The sequence below is a fragment of the Arthrobacter jinronghuae genome, from assembly GCF_025244825.1.
In the GTDB taxonomy this organism is placed as follows: Bacteria; Actinomycetota; Actinomycetes; order Actinomycetales; family Micrococcaceae; genus Arthrobacter_B; species Arthrobacter_B jinronghuae.
Genome location: NZ_CP104263.1, coordinates 3,395,306 through 3,410,452 on the forward strand (window position 1 = coordinate 3,395,306; position 15,147 = coordinate 3,410,452).

The following is a 15,147-nucleotide window of genomic DNA, read 5'->3' on the forward strand; positions in this document are numbered from 1 at the left end:
ATCAGGGTCGTTCTTCAGTAGTCCAAGATGTCAACGCGCCAGAACCCGGGGTATTCTCCAGGATGAAGTTTCTGCTTATCGAAGGGAATCCTGCCATGCGGTTCCGGTTAGGCGAAATCCGTCTGTCGGACGCATATTTGCCGGTGGAAAACCCACGGCTTCCCGTACCGAAAGAAATTGCGGTGACTGGATTGTCATATCGCGGTCATCAACGCTGAATCAGGGAAATACCGAGCTTCATGCCTTAAATCATCCCGACGGAAACCAGTGAAGGAGCCTTAGCAGGCCGTCATTCTCACCCGGCCCCCGCCGCCTATGTCCAGAACCGGAAACCTTCGATAGCATCCGGCCCCATGGAAATCCTTGAGTACCGCCCGCGTCCGGACCAGCTGGTCTACACCTTCGGCGGGGCCGAGCCCGTGATGAAGGTTCGACCAGGAACCGCCTTGAAGCTCTGGTCAGAGGACGCATTCAACAACGCGCTGACCACGGTCGAGGACCTCTCCAGTGAGAAGGTCGACCTCAACTTCGTGAACCCGCAGACCGGACCGTTCTACGTTGAAGGCGCCGAACCCGGCGACACGCTCGCCCTGCACATCGTGGAACTGACCCCGGCGCGGAGCTACGGCGCCTCCGCCACCATCCCGTTCTTCGGCGGGCTCACCAGCACCGACCGCACCGCGTTCCTGCAGGATCCGTTGCCGGACACCACCTGGATTTACCACGTGGACTCGGCCCGCTCCACCGTCGGTTTCTCCGCCCGGTTCGGGGACTTTGAGGTCGCTCTGCCGCTGGAACCCATGTTGGGAACGGTGGGGGTGGCTCCTCCCGGCGGGGAGGTCCGCTCCTCTCTGGTCCCCGAACGCTTCGGCGGAAACATGGACGCCCCGGAGGTGAAGGCCGGAACCACCGTGTACCTCGGGGTGAACCAGCCGGGCGCGCTGTTCTCCATCGGCGACGGGCACTACCGCCAGGGCGAAGGTGAAGCCTGCGGCACCGCCGTCGAAGGGGCCATGCATTCCACGATCCTGGTGGAACTGATCAAAGGCGGCGCCCCAACCTGGCCTCGGCTGGAGACCGACGCCGAGTGGATGGCGGTCGGCTCGTCCCGGCCCATGGAGGATTCCTGGCGCATCGGCCAGGTGGAGATGGTGCGCTGGTTCGGCGAGCTGTTCGGCCTGCACCAGATGGACGCCTACCAATTGCTCACCCAGACAGCGCAGGCACCGATCGCCAACGCCGTGGACGCCAACTACTCCGTGGTGGTCAAGGCACGCAAGTCCCTGTTCCCGCAGGCCGCAGCCTACGGCGGGCTGCACGCCGACCTGCGCCGGCGCAGTGAAGAACTTCTCTAAACCCGACAACCTGCCCCGGAGGAAACCATGGATCTGCAGTTGAACGGCAAGACGGCACTGGTCACCGGCGGAACCCGGGGAATCGGGCGGGCCATCGTGGAAGCGTTCGCCGCGGAGGGGGCCAACGTTGCCTTCTGCGCCCGGGACGCGGCGGAAATCAGTGCCACCGAAACGGCATTGGCCGGCAGTGGCGTGAAGGTGGAAGGCACCGTTCTGGACGTGGGCGACGGCGACGCGGTGGCCGCCTGGGTGGATGCCGTCGCCGGACGCTTCGGTGGTTTGGACGCGGTGGTCAGCAACGTCAGCGCCCTGGCCATCGATGACAGTGCCGAGTCGTGGGAGGCGTGCCTGCGGGTAGACCTGATGGGAACCGTGCGCCTGATGCAGGCGGCGATCCCGCATGTTGGGCGCAGCGAGTCGCCGTCGCTGGTGGCCATTTCCAGCGTCTCCGGCCGGGAGGTGGATTTCGCGTCCGGGCCGTACGGCACGGTCAAGTCCGCGCTGATCGCCTACATGGCCGGGCTGGCCTTCCAGTTGGCCGGGACCGGGATCCGCGCCAACACGGTGTCGCCGGGCAACACCTATCACGACGGCGGCGTCTGGCAGAGCATGGAACGGAACAGTCCGGAGATGTTTGCCTCGTCTCTGGCGCTGAATCCCACCGGACGGATGGGCAGCGCGCAGGAGGTGGCCGACGTCGTTGTTTTCGTCTCCAGTCCGAGCGCCTCCCGGATGACCGGAGCGAACGTCCTCGCGGACGGCGGCCTCTCCCGGGGAATCCAGTTCTAGGAAAACGTCGTCCGGAACATAAGCGGTGCCCCTGGCGTGGGCCGCCTACGCCGTCATTTCTTACCCGGCTTCGACGGCTGCGACGAGCGCTCCTCACCGGAATAGTGCGCTTCAATATCCTTACTCCAAGCACGCGCGTATAGGCCAAGCGCGCCCTGTTCCCGGAGCGGGAAGCCCAGCCGGTTGAGTGCTAGCCCGCTAGCCCCCATAGCCAACTGCTGCGCACTGCGACTGATGCGTTGCTTGTCTGCCCGGTACAAATACTCATCGATGGCCCTCGCCCAGCGTTTCCGCCAGATATCGACTGCCGACTCCGAGGCAAGGGCGGCCATCACCCTATGCGCAGGCATAACCCGGGGTGCCATCTGGGCCATCATTGCCGTGCGTGCCTGCCCGGAGTGCGAACCAAAAGAACCTGTGCAGGCGTGCAGATGAGCGTTCCAGTAGTAGTCCCAGCTAGTGGTTCTGCGGTCGGGCCACACAGCCGAGCGCGGTCCGCGCATCATGGCGTGGCCGGTGTCGAAGAGAAGCAGGGCGGCCAGCATCGAGCGCATGTTGAGGCGGGGAAAACGGTTGACTGCCCACAAAGCCAGGTCCGAGGACAAGTCGGCAACCTCAGAAACCAGTTCCAAGCCCTTCGGTCCACCGAACCGGGCAAATGCCGCTTCCATTACTTCGTGCGCTGGTTCGCCTGATCGGGGTGGATAAGTGATGTCCGGCCACCGGGAGATCTTCACGGGCCCCAGTGAGGCAGCGCTTTCGTCTGCCAACGCGTACACAAACTTCCAAAGCCGCTTAACGACGTCGTCGGCGGCACGCACATGCAGGTGCACGGCCGGATGGGCGGATTCCAGCCTGCGGGAAAAGCCAAACCAGCGCTCTCCCCCGGTCCTCGTTCCGGAAATCAGCGGAGCAACAATGCGGCGGACTATTTCATCACCCGCATCCCTGCGCTCCGGCTCTACAGTCAACATGGACCACACAGCCGTGCTGTCGTGCTGCACAGGACGGGTAGCTGCCTCTCGATGACCAGTGTTCGATTGCATTACGCGGCTCATATCATCCCCAAAATGATCGTCTTGACTTCGGTAGGTGTGTTCCCAACAGTGCGTTCGCAACAGTGTGTTGCCAAAATGTGAATGTCCATACGGGTTCTAAGAAATTTCCCATTTGCGTCAGGGACTCTTTTCCTGCGCACGCTGACCGACTATGGGTTTGCGAACCCTCCACGCGGGCTGCACCTACTCGTACCGCACCGGCTTCGACACGGTCACTACGCGTACCTGCGGCGTCGCTTGCTCCAGGAGGACCTGGTCGACATCGTCGTCGTCGGACGCTCGGCCCTCGCCACCCGGGCCTGCGGTTGTCAGTATCTTCACGTTGATGACCGTCGTGGCGCCGCCGGTACCCGCGGCGATGGCTTTTGGGCAGTTCATATAGGCCGCAGAACCAAACCCAGGAGTTTTCATTCCCCTTTAATTGCCACCGTGAAACAACAGCAAGACGACAGGGAACGAATTCCGCAATTTTGTTATCCAAAATTTACCGTGCTGTACACTGCGGACTATCTGATCCCCTTCCCTTCTGTTTCGAAAGACCACATTCACGTATGGCATGGTGCAGGAATCTCGTTGCCGCTTCGGCGGCCTTGGCAATAAGTCTTTCGGCCCTGATAACCGGGGTGCCGCAGGCAGCAGCTGATCCAGGGACCAACACTGCCGCCACCCCGGCACCCAGCACACTGGACCTACGCAACCGGGACAAAATCATTGAAATGTTCGATCGCGTCAATATGCTCCGGACCGCCGTAGGCGTTCCTCCCCTGACGTTCAACGTCACCGTCTCAGAAGTGGCGGAGGACTGGTCGGACCATATGGCTGCAACGGGTTTTGCCCACAACCCCCGGGCCTTCGACGATCCCCGTGTAGCTGATCGTTGGACCGCAGCCGCAGAGAACATCGCGTACGACTGGTCCGGCAACATCGAGAGCATGGTGTTTGGGTGGGAGATGTCCCCTGCGCACTACCAGAGCATAGTGAATCCGGCGCTAACGACGGTTGGCGTCGGCCTAGCTATTAGCGAATCCTGCGACCCTGCGCCAGATTCTATTGACTGCTCGACAATGGCCACGCTAAATCTTTTCACCTTTGACGCGCCACCAGCAGGTACCTATGCAACGGCCCGCGACTATTTTGACGGAAAACCGTCGCTGGACGCATCTTTTCCAGTAGGCGTCCGGGCTGCCGAGCCGGTATGGAATGACCTCACGAATGAATACACGATACCGGCTATTGCCGGGGTCGATTACTTCGTCGACGCCACACCTACGGCATCATCATTAGAGCCGGGCACCTACACTGCACCAAGAGGCTATATGACCGTGGACGCGGTCGCCCGGAGCGGAACCAAGCTCATCGGACGAACCTGGTGGGGGCACAAGTTCTCAAGGGTTTTGCCGATAGCACCAACCTTCAATGACAGCGATGGGACCGAGACGGACACCTTTTCCATCCCCAGCGTGGAGGGAGTGCAGTATCAGGTGAGTGGCAAGGTCTACGACAGCGGCACCTATTCTGCAAAAGGGACTGTCACGGTTACCGCCCGCGCCCTTCCGGACTACGTGCTGGCGGACCGCGCCGCAGCCGAGTGGACCACCACATACAAGGCCACCCCGTACCAGGCCACTCCCGCTGCGGTGTTGTTCGCCGACAAAGCCGGCACCGATAAGGACACGTTCACGGTTCCTGCGACCATCGGCGTGGAGTACGTGGTCGAGGGGAAAGTCACCGCTGCGGGGACCTATGCCGGAAACGGTACCGTTACGGTTACCGCCCGTGCCCTCCGGGATTATGTCTTAACCGCAGGAGCCACCACCGAGTGGACCACCACCTTCAGCAAGGCTGCCGCTCCATACCAGCCTCCGGCCGCATCCCCGTTCATCGATGTGTCCACCGGCCAGCAGTTCTACAAGGAAATGGCCTGGCTCGCCGAAAAGGGCATCTCCACCGGCTGGACTGAACCCAACGGAACCCGCGCCTACCGCCCGCTCCAATCCATCAACCGCGATGCGATGGCCGCCTTCCTCTACCGGGCAGCGGGCTCACCGACATACAGCGCGCCGGCGAAATCACCGTTCGCGGACGTATCCACCGGCCAGCAGTTCTACAAGGAAATGGCCTGGCTCGCCGAAGAGGGCATCTCCACCGGTTGGACCGAACCCAACGGAACCCGCACGTACCGCCCCTTGCAGTCGATTAGCCGCGACGCCATGGCCGCCTTCCTCTACCGGGCAGGAGACTCACCGATATACAGCGCGCCGGCGAAATCACCGTTCGCGGACGTATCCACCGGCCAGCAGTTCTACAAGGAAATGGCCTGGCTCGCCGCAAATGGCATCTCCACCGGCTGGACCGAACCCAACGGAACCCGCACCTACCGCCCGTTTCAATCTATCAACCGCGACGCCATGGCCGCCTTCCTCTACCGGGCAGCTGGAATATAAGACACCAGAGGCTCGATGATCACGGGTTTGGCTTGGCTGGCTTGGCACTGCAACGCGCGACGGCGCCATTCTGGCGCTGACGTCGTTTTTTAGCGGGCATCGAGATGCCCCTCTGGGACAAATACGGCTTACCCGCGACCAAACATGGAATGATCCATCAAATGACTTCTAGCTGGAACCCCGGGGCCGAACCTGTCGCACAAAAGTTCAAGGCTGCCTGGAATGTGTTCGCAGCCTCTTGCGGCCACCTGTGGGCAAACGAAGCAAGCTATCAGGCGTGGTTTGCGCATTACCTGATCGGGCAATTCGGCATCGACCGAGTCGGCAGAGAAGTCATCATCAACGAAAAGTACTTCGTACACTCGCCGAGGCCGGGTGAAGTGCGGCCTGACGCCGTGGTGGCGCGGAAGCCGGGAATCATGATCCCGCACTACGCCAACGGTGAGGCCCGCTCCTCGGATGAGTCGGGCATCGGGATCCTCAAACATCTCGCGGTGATCTCCGAGCTCAAGGTAGGAGCCAGCACCGCCAGTGGCCTCCAGCGCCGGTCGATCCTCGCTGATGTGTTCAAACTGGGACGTCTATTGGAGGAACACAGCCTCAGCTCACCAAATTCTCCTATGCCACTGGCCTTCGTCTGCGTCTTGGATAACCACCACCGACAGACAATCGATCTGGAAGCGCTGGCGGCAGAGGTGCGCGAAGGAGATGCCTACCACCCCGACGTTGAGCTGATTAGAGCCACAGCCATCCAAAAGCCGGTTGCGCCTGCCGACCGTGCCCTGGTCTGGTAACCGGATGGCACCCACGTCCGCGGAAATGCGGTCCATGGGCAACCCAGCGACAACGGAACCGAGAGTGGTCTCGGTCAGTCAAAGCAGCAGGCACAACTTCAGCAAGGACCTGGTGGAATCGGTTCTGCTGGCGGAAGGGCTAGGCTAGGCGTCGACGGAGACGCGCATTCCGGCACCACCGTGCAGCACGTGTTCAGAAAGCGGTCCCACCCGACGGAACCCAACCTGCGGCAGGTGCACCTGATCCACGCGGAGCTGCTCCCCGGTGACCTTGGCGAAAACATCACCACCCGCGGCATCGACCTCCTGAACCTGCACGAGGGGACACTCCTGCGGATCGGGCCCGACGCCGTCGTTCAGGTGACCGGGCTGCGGAATCCCCGCCGGCAGATTGACCGCTTCCAAGCCGGGCTGCTCAAAACAGTGCTGCCCCGCGACAGCTCCGGAAAAGTCGTGCGGAAGACGGGAATCACGGGCATCGTGCTGAGCCGCGGGCGGGTGAACGTCGACAACGAGATCCGCACCGAGGTTTCGGCCGGGTCGCAGCGCCGGCTCGCGTCTGAGTCCTGGCGAAGGACGCGTTGGCCCAGGACCTCGCGGATAGTCGTCATGATGCCGGTCTCGATAAACCTGGCATCCGTCTGCGCGCGGCGGAAAGATCGCAATCCCCCGGCCTGCCCGGGAGCTTCGGGACCGGTGGGACCATCTCCCGGGACATATTGACCTCCCCGGGATGCCTGGCGACCGGGCAGTTGCCGGTGCTACTTCACGGGGCTGCCGGCTCCCTTAGCGCGTTTCGAGGAGAACTTTTCCATAACCACTAGGGAGACACCGAACATAATGAAAAAGCCCCCGGCGCCAAAGCCGGAACCGGCACTCTTTTCCCATCCTTCCACCACCGCTTTATCAGGACGGTCCGGGTTGTAATACACCGTGTGCTTGGAGCCTATGTCAGGAGTCTCGGTGCGAACCCCTGCTCTTTCCTCGATGGTATGTGTACCCCCGTCTGAATCGGTAAAGGAAACAGTTGTAACCTTTGTCGTTGACCCTCTTGACGATTGTTCGTCAAAGTCAATGACCGTGCCTTCGGTGCTAGTCCCGTTATTCATTAGGCGCCGGTCAATGTTGTAGGGGATGAACGCAGTGATGGCAATGAACATGCCAATGAGCATGATGAATAAAGCGCCCGGCCAGACCGATTCTAGGCGGGGAGATTCATCGTCGTTCCCTGCAGCATGGTTTCTCATTTCAGCCTCCTTCCCTGACATTATCTAAAACCCAATCAGTCCGCGCGCCGCCGGCTGCAGAACCGGCCTGCCATACTCTGACCATGACCGTCTATTTCGAGTGCACCACCCGGACAGCCCTGCCCGCATCGGAGCTGTTTGACCGTGCCCGAAGCATTGATGCGCATAAGGACTCCATGGCGCGGTCCCGTGAAGAGGCCGTCGGAGGCGTGACGTCAGGTCTCATCTCGCTGGGTGAGGACGTCACCTGGCGGGCCTGGCATTTCGGCGTTCCGCTGCGGATGACGAGCCGGATCACCGAAATGGAGCCGCCGAACCGTTTCGTCGACGAGCAGGTCAAGGGCCCGTTCCGGCGGTTCCGGCATGTCCACGAGTTCAGCCAGGATGCGGCTGGCAGCACGATGGTTGACCGCATCGAGTTCGAGGCGCCATTCGGCGTCGTCGGGCTCCTGGTCGAGAAACTGGTGCTGGCCCGCTACCTCCGGCAGCTCATCGAGTCGCGGAACCGGTACCTCGCCGGGGAGCTCACCTCCAGCTAGCTCCGGATCGGCCCGGGACTACGCTGGAACAATGACACACAGCTTCGACAAGGACTACTGGGAGCAGCACTGGCACGAGGCCCCGGACACCGATCCGGCCGCGGGCCACCAGCCGCCCGCGAACCCTTACGTGGCACGCCTCGCGGCGGAGCTCCCGGCAGGCAGCGCGCTCGACGCCGGCTGCGGAACGGGCGCGGAAGCCCTGGAACTGGCCGCGCACGGCTGGACGGTAGTGGGTGCGGACGTATCCGCATCTGCCCTCGCCGCAGCGTCCCGGCGTGCCGAAGCGCAGACGCTGTCCGGCAGCGTGGACTGGATCGAGGCGGACCTGGTCTCTTGGGAACCGGGACGCCGCTTTGACCTGGTCACCACCAACTACGCCCACCCGGCGATGCCGCAGCTGGCGTTCTATACCCGGGTCGCGGAGTGGGTGGCTCCTGGCGGCACCCTCCTGATTGTCGGGCACGCCCACGACGATGAGGCAACGACGGCGCACGGGCACCACCCGCCCGCCGACACGATCGTGACTGCCGAATCCATCCGAGCGCTCCTGGATCCGGCGACGTGGAGCATCACCGTCGCCGAGGAACATCCGCGCTCCATGACCGCGCCGGACGGCAGCCATGTCACCCTGCGCGACGTCGTCGTCCAGGCCACCCGCCAGCGCTAATCCGGGACTGCCTCTAGGCCGCGTTCCTTCCGGGTGCTTCCGGACCGGTGGGCCAGCGCAGCAGCGCGGCGACGCCGGCTCCGCCGGGCAGGACGCCGTCTGGCACCAGAAGGAGTCGCGCATCGGTCAGGGCGGCCGCGCGCAGCAGGGCCACGGGAGCGGAAACCTTGCCCAGCACGTCTGAGCCCAGCGCTTGTTCCTCCGCAGTGGCCACCCACGGCTCGACGGCGAGGGCCAGCAACTGGTGGTCGGCGAGCGCAGTGTCATTCAGGATCAACACGTCTACCTGCGCCTGTTGAAGGGCCTGGACAACAGCACCGATGCCGGTGGTCGACTCGGGGTTGGCCTGCCCTTGCTGCAGGGCGAGGCGGTCCATGATCTGTTCCTGCTCGTCCGCCCACTGCAGGGCAATCAGTTCCTGGACGCGGTCCTCGAAACCCTCATGATGGGCGCCGCCGGTACGGGTATGCGAATCGAGCATGCGGACCAGGTTCCGGTGCGCTTCGGCGAGCTGGTCCTGCACCAGTCCGCGGGCACGGACATCACCGGCGAGCACGATCAGCCGGGCGCCGCTGCTGTCCACGACGCTGTCGATCTGTCCGGCGACCTCGTCCGCGTTCCGGCGCCAGATGCCTTCCGTCCTGCGCTGCTGCTTGTCCTGCGCCCAACCGTCGCCGACGGAAAGTTTGCGGATGTCCTCGCTGGAGCCTTCAACGTCCTGGACGCTGGCGGGACCGGGGCGGCCCACGTATGCCAGCCGGATCTCGGCGCCTTCCCGCGACACTTCCGCAACGATGTACGGGAATTCTTCCGGGCGGTGCTTGAGCAGCGGCAGCAGGTCCGGAACGGGCCCCACGGAAAGGTGCTTCGGGCCCATCAGCGGGCCGGGCAGGAGTTCGTTCAGTTCCTCCGTCCCCTGCCGGACGAGGACGAAGCGCGACACCGGGGCGGGCACGCCGTAGGCAGGAGCCACCGCGGCTTCCATGGCCTCAAGGTCCGCCGGCGGAGCCCCCTTTTCCGCCAGCGCCCTCCGGACAGCGCCCGGGCGGACTTCGGCCGCTTCCCGACCTTCCACGGTTCCGGCCCCTGCATCAACATAGGCGGCACACCAGGGTCCTTGTTTCCGGTAGAGATCCGCGAATTTGTGGAGATGCTCGGTCATGGCGATCTCCTTCCTGTACGGGCTCCCGCACATCGATTCGATCCGTGCCTCAAGCTAACACCGGCGTCTGCCGCAATTAAAGGGCTGGGCACGCCACACGCCTGCCGCCCGCCGGTCTAATCCGCGAGCGAGCGGATGACCCGTGCCGGTGACCCGACGGCGAGGGACCGTGCCGGAACATCCTTGGTGACGACGGCGCCGGCGGCCACCACGGAATCGTCGCCGATGGTCACACCCGGCAGGACCGTGACATTGGAGCCGAGCCAGACGTTCCGGCCGAGCGTGACCGGCGCCGGATGCATGTCCGCGCGGTGCGCCGGCGACAGATCATGGTTGAGCGTGGCCAGGACAACGTTGTGGCCGATCAGGCAGTCGTCCCCGATGCGGATCCCGCCCTGGTCCTGGAACCGGCATCCGGCGTTGATGAACACCCGTCTCCCCAGGCTGATGTTCTTCCCGAAGTCGGAGGAGAACGGCGGAAACAGGGCCACGGATTCATCCACCGGTTTCCCGGTCAACCGGGAGAGCAGCTCCCGCACCCGGGCCGGTTCGTGGTAGCCGCCGTTGAGCTCGCCGGTGATCCGCAGGGCGGCCTGACTGGCGTGATGCATGGCTTCGTGCAGGGGTGACCCGGCGGTAATTGTTTCGCCTGCGTTCAGCGCCGCGAGCAGTTCCTCGGGTTCCATGGGATTCCTTTACACCTGGGGTCCGGATCGGAGTGCCGGCGCAGTCCGCAGCCGCACAGCTTCACGGACTTTCCCCCACGTTGGCATCACCCGCTGTGCGGGACAAGAGCCGCGCGGTGGCAGGATGACCAGCATGCCCGCTCCCCCCACTCATAGTCCTGATTGAGCGTCTCCGGACCCGGGCAAAGCCCCCGATTACTGCTTCTGCAGGGGCAGTTCACCCCGGACGGGCCAGCGCCCGGTTGCCTCGTGGTGCTCGATGGCCCGCAGCAGGGGGCTCACATTGTAGATAGCGATGTCCAGGCCAAGCTTGACGCCGTGAATCGACTTAACCGTCACGTACGTCCGCCGATTCACTTGCGACATCTGATAACTCGCAATGTCACTGTAGGGAAGGACATGCTCCCTGCCCAACATAGTGCGGAAAGCAATCTCAGATTCGCCCGGCACAATGTAGAAGTTGCGATACATGCCCAGGAGTATCAGCCCGATCAGAAGCATGCCGGCGCCGGCAATGCGGGGTGGGAGGGGGTCGGTGTCCGTGGTAAACCCCACCAGGCCCACTAGGACTCCGATACCGATGGAAAGCCAACCGACAATCATTATCAGTTTCGTCATTCGGATTCGTTCCGGGTATTCCTTGGACCGGTTAGGGTACTTTTGGACCCACCAATTAATAGCTATGATGCCCGCGAGGCAGACCACGGCGATGATTAGATCCATTGGCAGTTACCCCCGGAATGTAGCCAAAATACTTGCTCATTAGTCCTGCGCGAAAAATCTACCTCATGTCGGGGGGTCCATGGTCACCGGACATGGCTCCTACGGCGAAACGTGGAGCCGGCGACGTCCTCGTTCACGCCATCCGCGCCGGCAAATCTAGCCGTCGCGCCAGGAACCGCGGAGAACCTCGATGCCGTCCAGCAGGACGTCCAGCCCGACGGTGAACTCGGCGTCGTAGTCGTAGCCTTCCTTCGCCAGCTCCCCCACCACTTCGAGCAGGTACGGATACCGGGCGGCCGCCTCCGCCGATTCACCGTCGCGGGTGGCTGCCGCGGCCTCCGCCGATTCCTCGGGGGTCTCGAAGGACAGGGTCTTCTGCTGCAGTGCGAAGCCGTACACGTACGCATCCAGCAGGCTCGTGACGTGGACGGTGGTGCGGAAGGAGAAGCCGCTCTGCCGCAGGCAGCCCAGCAGTGCGTTGTGCTGGCGCAGGTTCTCCGGTCCCGGCCGGCCGGCCGCTTCCATCAGCCCCACGGCCCAGCGGTGCGTGACCAGTGCGGCCCGGAGGGAGACGGCACGATCACGCATCGCCTGCTTCCAGCCGTGTCCCCTGTCCGGCTCCGTGACCTCCGCCCACACCAGGTCCACCATGCCCTCGAGCAGTTCCTGCTTGTTCGCCACATGCTTGTACAGCGCCATCGGCACCACGCCGAGTTCCTGGGAAAGCGTGCGCATGGTGAAGCCGTCGATGCCCACCTGATCGGCCAGTACGACGCCGGCGCGCAGCACGGCGTCCCGGTTCAGTCGCGGCCGGCGCACGGATGCTTCCTGCTGCCGATCCTTCGGTACCTGTCCCACAGAGCCGCCTTCCGGGAAATCGATCCTTGACAGAGTGTACGACATACACCTAGGTTCGTCGCATCAGGTGTACGCAGTACACTTTCTGGCCGACAGGAGCACCATGCACGCCTCCAACCGGACCGCCCGGACCGCCGGGATCCTTTTCCTCCTCACCTTCGCCTCCGCCATCGCCGGGGCTGCCCTGTACGCACCGCTGCTGACCGACCCGGACTACCTCGCCGGACCCGGTGCCGACACCCGGATCCTGCTCGGCGCGGTCTGCGAACTGGTGCTGATCGTCGCGAACATCGGCACCGCCGTCGTGCTGTTTCCCGTCCTCCGCCGGCACAGCGAGACCGCTGCGGTCGGTTATGTCGCGGCCCGCATCATGGAATGCGCGCTGATCTCCGTCGGGATTCTCAGCGTGCTCACCGTGGTGACGCTGCGGCAGACCGCCGGGGCCGACGCCGGGGAGTACTTGCCCGTGGCCCGGGCGCTGGTGGCGGTGCACGGCTGGACCTTCCTGCTCGGCCCGGGGTTCGTAGTGGGCATCGGCAACGGGCTGCTGCTGGGGTTCCTGATGTACCGCTCGCACCTGGTGCCGCGGCCGATGGCACTGTTCGGGCTGATCGGCGGTCCGCTGATGTCGCTGTCCGGTATTGCCGTGCTTTTCGGCGCCTACGGGCAGTCCTCGGTTCCGTCCGCGCTGGCCACCCTTCCGGAGATCATCTGGGAGGCGTCGCTGGGGATTTACCTGACGTTTGTCGGCTTCCGCCGGCCTCGGAACACCGGAGCGGACCTGGCGGCCGACGTCGACAGCAGGCAGCAGGCGGCGTAGATTCCGGCAGGAGCGGAATCGCCGGCAGGCAGGGGCCGCCCCCGAGCCGGCCGGAACCGGACCATTGATGAGGAGGGTCATGCGCGGTTCAGCACTGATCGTCGGAGCGGGTATCGCAGGAACCGCCGTTGCGCGGGGGCTGCTCCGCGCAGGATGGTCGGTTCAGGTGCTCGAACGCGGCGCAAACCTACCCGGCAGCGGAACGGCGCTGGCCATGTGGCCCGAGGCGATGCGGGCCCTCGACGCGTTGGGCGCCGGTGACGCAGTCCGCGCCGGTTCGGTGGTGGAGCAGGGCGTGCGGATCCTGAAACCGGACGGCAGCCAGATCGCCGCCATGGGCCGCAGCCGGACAGCCCGCCTGGTGCCGCGCACCGTCCTGCTGGAGGCGTTATCCGGGGACTTGCCCGCCGGGGTCATCCAATGGAATTCACCTGTTGCAGGGCCCTCAACCCTGCCCTCTGCCGATGTTGTTGTGGCCGCCGACGGAATCTTCAGCCGCCTGCGCACCGCCTCCACCGGATTATCGCCCCGGGCGCTTGGAACAGTGGCCTTTCGCGGCGTTGTCCCCGGCCCGGCCGGCGGAGTCAGCGAGACCTGGGGGCGCGGCCGCCTGTTCGGCATTACGCCACTGGATGCCGGCAGCACGAACTGGTTTGCCTGCCTCCGTTCCACAGACCTTCCTCCGCTGGGTTCCCCGGAGGCTATCGGCGCCCAGGGGGCAGAACTGCTGCGCAGCCTCTACCGCGGGTGGCATCCGGACGTCACCCGGGTCCTGGGAAAACTGGACGGAAGCCCGATTGATTACCGGGAACTGTTCGACGTTCCGCCGCTCCCGTCCTACATTTCCGGCAACTTGGCACTGCTGGGCGACGCTGCGCACGGAATGGCGCCGAACCTTGGCCGCGGCGCCTGTGACGCTCTTCTGGACGCGGTCGCCCTGATCGACGCACTCAGTTCGGCTCCCGACGTGACCGCCGGTTTGCAGCGATACGACGCCGGCCGGCGTCGGCGGGGAAACCTCATGGTTCGGGCGGCACGGCTGCTGAACCGTGCCGCCACGGCCGAGCATTTCACCGGAGCCCGAAACGTCGCGATGTCCGCCGGGGCACGGTTCGCCTAGCGCGTCCCGGTGCCCGGAATCCGCCGTCAGGGACGCCGTCGCCTAGGGGAATTCCTTCACGGCAGGGGCAGTTGCCTCCTTTAGGGACTGCCGGAGTACACCCGTGCCAGTCCAACCGAACATCATCGAAGGGACACGCAATGCCGACATTGGGAATCATTGGAAGCGGAAACATCGGATCCGCGGTCGCACGGCTAGCGGTTGCGGCGGGCATGAACGTCGTGATTGCCAACTCGCGGGGACCTGAAACTCTCTCGGAACTGGTGGCCGACCTCGGGCCGCTGGCCCAGGCCGGAACGGTGGAAGACGCCGCGAAATCCGGCGACGCCGTCGTGCTTTCCATTCCGTTGAACGCGGTCCGGAATCTTCCGGACGGACTGCTGGCCGGCAAGATCGTCCTGGACACCAGCAATTACTACCCGTCGCGGGACGGGCGCATCGCCGAGCTTGATGACAGCACGGTGACCACCAGCGAACTGGTGCAGAGCTGGCTTCCCGGAGCGCAGTACGTCAAGGCCTTCAATAACATCCTGGCCCATCACATTCCGCTTCTGGCCCGTCCCGCCGGGTCCGCTGACCGCTCCGCGCTCCCCATCGCCTCCGACGACGACTCGGCCAAGGCCGAGGCGGCCGCACTCATCGACGCGCTGGGCTACGACGTCGTCGACGCCGGCACCGTCGCCGAGAGCTGGAGGTTTGAGCCGGACTCCGCAGGCTACACCCGTCTGTACCTCGCGGATGCCGGCACACCCGACGACCAGCTGATGACCTCGGCTCCGGGCACAACCCCCAAGGAGAAGGTCGAGTCTGCGCTGGCGTCGGCCACCCGGGTGAACGTGGCCGAACGCCTCTTCTAAGCGGTAGCCGGGTTCTTCCCGCGCG

At 64.3% G+C, this 15,147-nt stretch carries 17 protein-coding genes; 10 read left to right on the plus strand and 7 right to left on the minus strand.

What is annotated here, in order from left to right:
• Positions 1 to 353 precede the first annotated feature (353 nt).
• Positions 354 to 1,355, plus strand: a complete 1,002-nt coding sequence (locus N2K98_RS15985) for an acetamidase/formamidase family protein (protein WP_255796533.1) — start codon at positions 354 to 356, stop codon at positions 1,353 to 1,355.
• 27 nt (positions 1,356 to 1,382) lie between these two features.
• Positions 1,383 to 2,144, plus strand: a complete 762-nt coding sequence (locus N2K98_RS15990) for an SDR family NAD(P)-dependent oxidoreductase (protein WP_255864659.1) — start codon at positions 1,383 to 1,385, stop codon at positions 2,142 to 2,144.
• Between the two features lie 53 nt (positions 2,145 to 2,197).
• Here N2K98_RS15990 and N2K98_RS15995 read toward each other — a convergent pair whose 3' ends face one another.
• Positions 2,198 to 3,118 (minus strand): lantibiotic dehydratase C-terminal domain-containing protein, encoded by a 921-nt coding sequence (locus N2K98_RS15995; protein ID WP_255864658.1) that lies wholly within the window; start codon positions 3,116 to 3,118, stop codon positions 2,198 to 2,200.
• A gap of 267 nt (positions 3,119 to 3,385) precedes the next feature.
• A complete protein-coding gene (locus N2K98_RS16000) occupies positions 3,386 to 3,580 on the minus strand; it encodes a hypothetical protein (protein WP_255864657.1) in 195 nt (64 codons plus the stop codon).
• 173 nt (positions 3,581 to 3,753) lie between these two features.
• Between N2K98_RS16000 and N2K98_RS16005 the strand changes: the two genes are divergently transcribed.
• The 3 genes from N2K98_RS16005 to N2K98_RS16015 all read left to right on the plus strand — a co-directional run bounded on the left by N2K98_RS16005 (position 3,754) and on the right by N2K98_RS16015 (position 7,163).
• Complete coding sequence (locus tag N2K98_RS16005) at positions 3,754 to 5,646, plus strand: CAP domain-containing protein (RefSeq protein WP_255864656.1); 1,893 nt, start codon at positions 3,754 to 3,756, stop codon at positions 5,644 to 5,646.
• 161 nt (positions 5,647 to 5,807) lie between these two features.
• Complete coding sequence (locus N2K98_RS16010; protein ID WP_255864655.1) at positions 5,808 to 6,440, plus strand: hypothetical protein; 633 nt, start codon at positions 5,808 to 5,810, stop codon at positions 6,438 to 6,440.
• Positions 6,441 to 6,629: 189 nt separating this feature from the next.
• Positions 6,630 to 7,163, plus strand: a complete 534-nt coding sequence (locus N2K98_RS16015; RefSeq protein WP_255864654.1) for an MOSC domain-containing protein — start codon at positions 6,630 to 6,632, stop codon at positions 7,161 to 7,163.
• 38 nt (positions 7,164 to 7,201) lie between these two features.
• Here N2K98_RS16015 and N2K98_RS16020 read toward each other — a convergent pair whose 3' ends face one another.
• Complete coding sequence (locus N2K98_RS16020) at positions 7,202 to 7,687, minus strand: DUF3592 domain-containing protein (protein ID WP_255864653.1); 486 nt, start codon at positions 7,685 to 7,687, stop codon at positions 7,202 to 7,204.
• Between the two features lie 83 nt (positions 7,688 to 7,770).
• Between N2K98_RS16020 and N2K98_RS16025 the strand changes: the two genes are divergently transcribed.
• Entirely contained in the window at positions 7,771 to 8,226 is a 456-nt protein-coding gene (locus N2K98_RS16025) for an SRPBCC family protein (RefSeq protein ID WP_255864652.1), read from the plus strand.
• 31 nt (positions 8,227 to 8,257) lie between these two features.
• On the plus strand, positions 8,258 to 8,896 hold the full coding sequence (locus N2K98_RS16030; RefSeq protein WP_255864651.1) for a class I SAM-dependent methyltransferase: 639 nt from the start codon (positions 8,258 to 8,260) through the stop codon (positions 8,894 to 8,896).
• A gap of 13 nt (positions 8,897 to 8,909) precedes the next feature.
• On the opposite strand, the gene N2K98_RS16035 is transcribed toward N2K98_RS16030, so the two are convergent.
• The 4 genes from N2K98_RS16035 to N2K98_RS16050 all read right to left on the minus strand — a co-directional run bounded on the left by N2K98_RS16035 (position 8,910) and on the right by N2K98_RS16050 (position 12,370).
• On the minus strand, positions 8,910 to 10,058 hold the full coding sequence (locus tag N2K98_RS16035; RefSeq protein ID WP_255864650.1) for a baeRF2 domain-containing protein: 1,149 nt from the start codon (positions 10,056 to 10,058) through the stop codon (positions 8,910 to 8,912).
• Positions 10,059 to 10,174: 116 nt separating this feature from the next.
• Positions 10,175 to 10,744, minus strand: a complete 570-nt coding sequence (locus N2K98_RS16040) for a sugar O-acetyltransferase (protein WP_255864649.1) — start codon at positions 10,742 to 10,744, stop codon at positions 10,175 to 10,177.
• Between the two features lie 195 nt (positions 10,745 to 10,939).
• Positions 10,940 to 11,362 (minus strand): hypothetical protein, encoded by a 423-nt coding sequence (locus N2K98_RS16045; RefSeq protein ID WP_255864648.1) that lies wholly within the window; start codon positions 11,360 to 11,362, stop codon positions 10,940 to 10,942.
• 261 nt (positions 11,363 to 11,623) lie between these two features.
• The gene (locus N2K98_RS16050) at positions 11,624 to 12,370 is read right to left on the minus strand and encodes a TetR/AcrR family transcriptional regulator C-terminal domain-containing protein (protein WP_255864646.1); all 747 of its coding nucleotides are present in this window, start codon (positions 12,368 to 12,370) and stop codon (positions 11,624 to 11,626) included.
• Between the two features lie 58 nt (positions 12,371 to 12,428).
• Between N2K98_RS16050 and N2K98_RS16055 the strand changes: the two genes are divergently transcribed.
• The 3 genes from N2K98_RS16055 to N2K98_RS16065 all read left to right on the plus strand — a co-directional run bounded on the left by N2K98_RS16055 (position 12,429) and on the right by N2K98_RS16065 (position 15,122).
• Positions 12,429 to 13,145 carry a DUF4386 domain-containing protein gene (locus N2K98_RS16055; RefSeq protein WP_255864645.1) on the plus strand — a complete coding sequence of 239 codons (717 nt, stop codon included), beginning with the start codon at positions 12,429 to 12,431 and terminating at the stop codon, positions 13,143 to 13,145.
• A gap of 79 nt (positions 13,146 to 13,224) precedes the next feature.
• Complete coding sequence (locus tag N2K98_RS16060; protein ID WP_255864644.1) at positions 13,225 to 14,265, plus strand: FAD-dependent monooxygenase; 1,041 nt, start codon at positions 13,225 to 13,227, stop codon at positions 14,263 to 14,265.
• A 71-nt stretch (positions 14,266 to 14,336) separates the two neighbouring features.
• Positions 14,337 to 15,122 carry an NADPH-dependent F420 reductase gene (locus tag N2K98_RS16065; RefSeq protein WP_255864643.1) on the plus strand — a complete coding sequence of 262 codons (786 nt, stop codon included), beginning with the start codon at positions 14,337 to 14,339 and terminating at the stop codon, positions 15,120 to 15,122.
• Positions 15,123 to 15,147: the final 25 nt, after the last annotated feature.